This is a genomic window from Bacteroidia bacterium (genome assembly GCA_019695265.1).
Classification (GTDB): domain Bacteria; phylum Bacteroidota; class Bacteroidia; order JAIBAJ01; family JAIBAJ01; genus JAIBAJ01.
On sequence record JAIBAJ010000167.1, the window covers coordinates 1 to 4,872 of the forward strand.

Here is a 4,872-nt window from a genome sequence, read left to right on the forward strand (position 1 = left end):
TTATCCGTTGCTTCCCCTGGACCAGCGGAAAATTCGCCCTCATGGGTGACGCCGCCCATGCCACGGTTCCGTTTTTCGGACAAGGAATGAATGCCGGGTTCGAAGATTGTTCGGTGATGAATGCCCTCATGAAAAAGCATAACGAAAACTGGCCGGCCATTTTTAAAGAATACGAAACCCGGCGCAAACCCAATGGCGATGCCGTGCAGGACCTTTCCTTACTCAATTATATCATCATGCGCGATAAGGTGGCCGACCCCGCTTACCAGTTGCAGCAAAAGGTGGAAAGACGAATCGCCGAACTCTATCCCGGCAAGTATTTCCCGATGTATTCCATGGTGTCGTTTAGTGATATCGAATACCAGGTGGCATTAAATAAAGGAAAGGAGCAAGACCAATATATTCAAAATATCATCCAAAAAAATGGTGTAAACGAAAACACCGATGCCGCCCGGTTGGACGAGATAATCCATGCCAGTTTGGGCGAAAAAATCACCAGTTAATTGCTTGTTTCATGGAAAAATCATTGGAAACCTTGCTTGGCCAATTGAACCAAAAATATACGGCCATTGACCAAAATATGAGCACTCATTTGGAAGGATTGCTTTGGTCAAAACCCATCACCTACTGGGATTATATCCAAACCGATGCCTTGTTAAACCTCCAGGTGCAGCGAACTACCCAGCCCGACGAGATGATTTTTATTATGTACCATCAAATCAATGAATTGTTGTTCAAAATGATTTTATGGGAAATTGATCAGGTCGCCACCTGCGAAAACCTCACAGCCCAAAAGTTCACCATGCATTTGGAGCGTATCAGTCGGTATTTTGATGTGTTGGCCTCCTCTTTTTCGGTGATGGGCGATGGCATGGAAAAGGAACAATACATGAAATTCCGCAATACGCTTACTCCTGCCAGTGGTTTTCAAAGTGCCCAATACCGTTTAATCGAGTTCAGCTCTACGGAGTTGATCAATTTAATCGACTACCGTTTTAGGGCCACCATAGACCGCAATACGCCTTACAGCCATGCCTTTGAGCATTTGTATTGGCAGGCTGCGGGCAAGGACCATCAAACCGGCAAAAAAACCACTTTGATTGTCAATTTCGAAAAGAAATACAAGGAATTTTTCCTGCGGGAGATGGAAAAATACAACACTACCAATTTATACACCCGCTACAAGCAGCTTCCGGAGGCAGAAAGAAACAATCCTGAATTAATTCATGCCATGCGCCACTACGACCACACGGTGAATGTGAGGTGGGTGATGGCCCATTACCATGCCGCCGGAAAATATTTGGGCGATGCCGCTGCAACAGGTGGTAGCGAGTGGCAGAAATACATGCATCCCCGTTACCAGCGCCGCATTTTTTACCCAAGTTTATGGACTGAAGAAGAATTAAAAAACTGGGGAGTAGATAATTTGGAAGGGTTTAAAAGAAGGGATTCTTAGGCTAGTCCTCCAATTTGTAGGACTTTTTGGATACCATTACTTTCTTTATTTGGCGGGCCCCATTTTGCCTTCAACCAAGGTGCAGGATAAAAACTTTTGTGCATGGCAAAATGGTCACGCTTTCGCTAATACTCCTCGTCCCCCGAGGCTAAGGCCATCGGGGTCCTGTGGGGTATCACGCTCAATCGTTGCCCGGGGGCTTCGTGCCTGGCATTGTAAACCATTCATCCTTCAATTTTGATAGTAAACTGAGGTTCCATTGAGTAATAGTAAATTTTGATTTCCTTTAATGGGAGAGGCAAAAGTTGATTAAATAAATACCTTTTCATTCCTCTGAATACCCGATATCCTGGATGAGATTTTACTTTCCTGCTTCGGGCTTCGGTGTAGAGGCATACAACTCCTTCACTTATTTTTCCATCCCAAACAAATTCATACGAATCAATTAGGTTATTTTGATCGAGGCTGCTAAACCAAAATAGCAAACAATCAGCTAAATCATTTTTTGAAATTTTCAATATTCTATTTTCCGGGAGGTCCAGTCCTCTAATTTTTTCTAACCCTTCCGGTACTGTATTTTTTGTTTTCAATTCATCAAATAATACAGGATCTATTATCAATTTATGGCAAATGCTCGTATCCTGTTTTTGTGACCTAACCTGGGATGAACAAATTACAGCTAAAGCAACTCCCAACAAGATTCTCAAAAAAAATCGATTTTTCATTTTGACTTTAATTTTAATTAGAAAAGTTTTTCAAACCTTTTTACAAAAAAATCACCCTATCACAAACTCCCTAAAATTTGCCCGGTTAATGACCTTACATTCAGCCTGGTAGTTTTTGGTAAATGTTAATGGAAACCTGACTGCACGGGTGGGGTTCCATTTGAATTCAAATCCACTGATTTTTCCGGCTTCTTCTTCTACAAAATCAACTTCCTGCTGCTGTTTGGTGCGCCAGAAAAAAGTTTGACATAGGCGCTGATGGTAGCTGTTTTGCTTTTTCCTTTCCGCAAGCAGAAAATTTTCCCAAAGGGCGCCTACATCGTTGCGTAAAGCCAAGGGATTAAAATTGCCGATTACCTTGTTTCGCACCCCATTGTCGTAAAAATAGATTTTACAATTGGTTTTTATTTCATTTCGAAGATTGCCACTGAAACTTCCCAACCTGAAAATCACAAAGCCCTGCTCCAACAAATGAATATACTTGATAATTGTGTTTTTATCCACATGTAGCAATTGGGCCAATTCAGAGAAATTGACTTCCTGCCCCACCTGCAAGGCCAATGCCCGAACCAGCTTTTCCAACACATCCGATTTGCGTATTTCGGAATAGGCCAAAATGTCGCGGTATAAATAACTGTCGACCAGGTTGTTTAATATTCCGGCTTCCTGCCCGGGATTATTAAGCACATCGGGATAGAACCCATAAATGAGGCGGTTCTCGAGCTGTTGCTCAGTAAACAATTTACCATGCCGGGCTTCGTACTCACTGAAAGAAATAGGAAAAAGGTTAAATTCCCATTTACGGCCGGTGAGGGGTTCATTGATTTTATTGGATATATCGAAAGAGGAAGAACCACTTACCAAAACCTGCACATCCTTAAGGCGGTCGATAATGATTTTAATGGTTAAGCCAATGCCTTCGATGCGTTGGGCTTCGTCAATAAATACCAGCTTATTTCCCCCCAGCAAGGAACGAATTTCTTCGGTATTGGGTTGATTCATTTGGGCCCTTACCATAGGATCATCCCCATTCAAATACAAAAATTCCTTGTCCTTCAGTATTTCTTCAAGCAGGGTGGTTTTACCCACCTGACGCGGCCCAATTAGGATGATCGCCTTGCCTGAACCCGACTTTTGTTCGATATATAGCTGTAATTCCCGCTTGTACATGCCACAAAAGTATAACTTTAAGTGAATATATTCACCATTGGTTATAACTTTAAGTGATTGTATTCACCATTAGTTATGCTTTATAGTGATTACAATCACCATTGGTTATGTTTTTCAGAAACTTTTCCAAAATTAATTGCTAAAGTTTTTCAGGTGCTTTTTACCTTCAAATTAAGGCTAACTGTTTAGTTAGCAGCCCGGGTTATACCGATTGCAAATCTGTAATAGTCCAAATTATCTTGGCCATAATTGGACTAAACAGCTTTTGCATCGGCATTTACCACTGTAATTTTCAAAATAGTTTTAGACTATTTCTCAAATAACATTGGTGTAAGGAATTGCAATGGAAATCCTTTTTGCGGAGGCACGAGCAAAAAGATTGAAACGGAAAGCCCGGCCCGTAGGGAAACCCCCTAAAAAAAAAACAGGCCTATCCCCCTACTCCATGCTTGTTAAACTTTTTAGAAACCAATAGCGCTTTGGGAATTTTATTAAGTTAATTTATGAACTTGTTTAAACTTTTAATTATTTCGTTAAACAAAGCCATCTACCTTTGCGCCCTCAATTTGATAGTTTAACCAAACTCAAATCCAAAACAAGCGGCAATGAAACTTTCAACTATACTCTTCTCATTCATTCTACTATCAACAGTTATTCAAGCTCAGGTAACCGGCGTAATTCGGGGAACGGTGAAGGATAAAAACACCCAGGAAACCATTGTTGGAGCAAACATTATTATTGATGGCACTACCAATGGGACCACCACCGACATTGACGGAAACTATAAAATTGTGCTTCCGGTTGGAACCTACAATCTACGGGCAACTTTTTTAGGATATACTACCCTTATTAAAGAGAACATTGTTTTAAATTCGGGTAATAACCAGATTGTGAATTTTGAATTGGAAAGCGCAAGTACCCAACTTTCCCAGGTTACGGTTACGTTCGACAAGGGCAAATCGGCTGTAGCCACTGATATGATAACTCCACTTTCGGTGCAACAACTAACCACTGAAGAAATCAAATCAAACCCTGGGGGCAGTTTTGACGTGTCACGTGTAATTCAAACTCTGCCTGGGGTTGGTGGAGCTAATGGAGGTGCTTCCCGAAACGATATCATTATTCGAGGTGGTGCTCCTAACGAAAACGTATATTATGTGGATGGAATTGAAATTCCGGTAATGAACCATTTCCAAACCCAGGGAAGCTCGGGTGGGGCACAAGGCATTTTGAACGTTTCATTGATTGAAGATGTAAAACTTACCTCTTCTGCCTTTGATGCCCGGTATGACAATGCCATTGCTTCAACCTTTGTAATCAAGCAAAGACAAGGCAATCCGGAAAAATTTAGCGGGAACATCCGTTTGAGTTTTACCGAGGCAGTAGCTACGCTAGAAGGTCCAATGGGTAAAAAAACCAACTTTATTGTTTCGGCACGAAAATCATACCTCGACTTTTTATTCAAACTAATCGATCTACCCATTCGACCTAATTTTTACGATTTCCAATACAAGGTAGTTC

The 4,872-nt window shown here is 41.4% G+C and carries 5 protein-coding genes; 3 read left to right on the top strand and 2 right to left on the bottom strand.

Translation table 11 applies throughout. The features are described from left to right. Positions 1 to 503: FAD-dependent monooxygenase (locus tag K1X82_14745; GenBank protein ID MBX7183368.1), on the top strand; the 503-nt coding region annotated here is incomplete at its 5' end. Between the two features lie 11 nt (positions 504 to 514). Next, positions 515 to 1,456, top strand: a complete 942-nt coding sequence (locus K1X82_14750; GenBank protein ID MBX7183369.1) for a tryptophan 2,3-dioxygenase — start codon at positions 515 to 517, stop codon at positions 1,454 to 1,456. Between the two features lie 224 nt (positions 1,457 to 1,680). Here K1X82_14750 and K1X82_14755 read toward each other — a convergent pair whose 3' ends face one another. Next, positions 1,681 to 2,181, bottom strand: coding sequence for a hypothetical protein (locus K1X82_14755; protein ID MBX7183370.1), 501 nt, complete (start codon positions 2,179 to 2,181; stop codon positions 1,681 to 1,683). Positions 2,182 to 2,232: 51 nt separating this feature from the next. Continuing rightward, positions 2,233 to 3,351 carry an ATP-binding protein gene (locus K1X82_14760; GenBank protein MBX7183371.1) on the bottom strand — a complete coding sequence of 373 codons (1,119 nt, stop codon included), beginning with the start codon at positions 3,349 to 3,351 and terminating at the stop codon, positions 2,233 to 2,235. 605 nt (positions 3,352 to 3,956) lie between these two features. Here K1X82_14760 and K1X82_14765 point away from each other — a divergent pair. Next, positions 3,957 to 4,872 (top strand): TonB-dependent receptor (locus tag K1X82_14765; GenBank protein ID MBX7183372.1); only part of this gene is annotated, 916 nt, incomplete at its 3' end.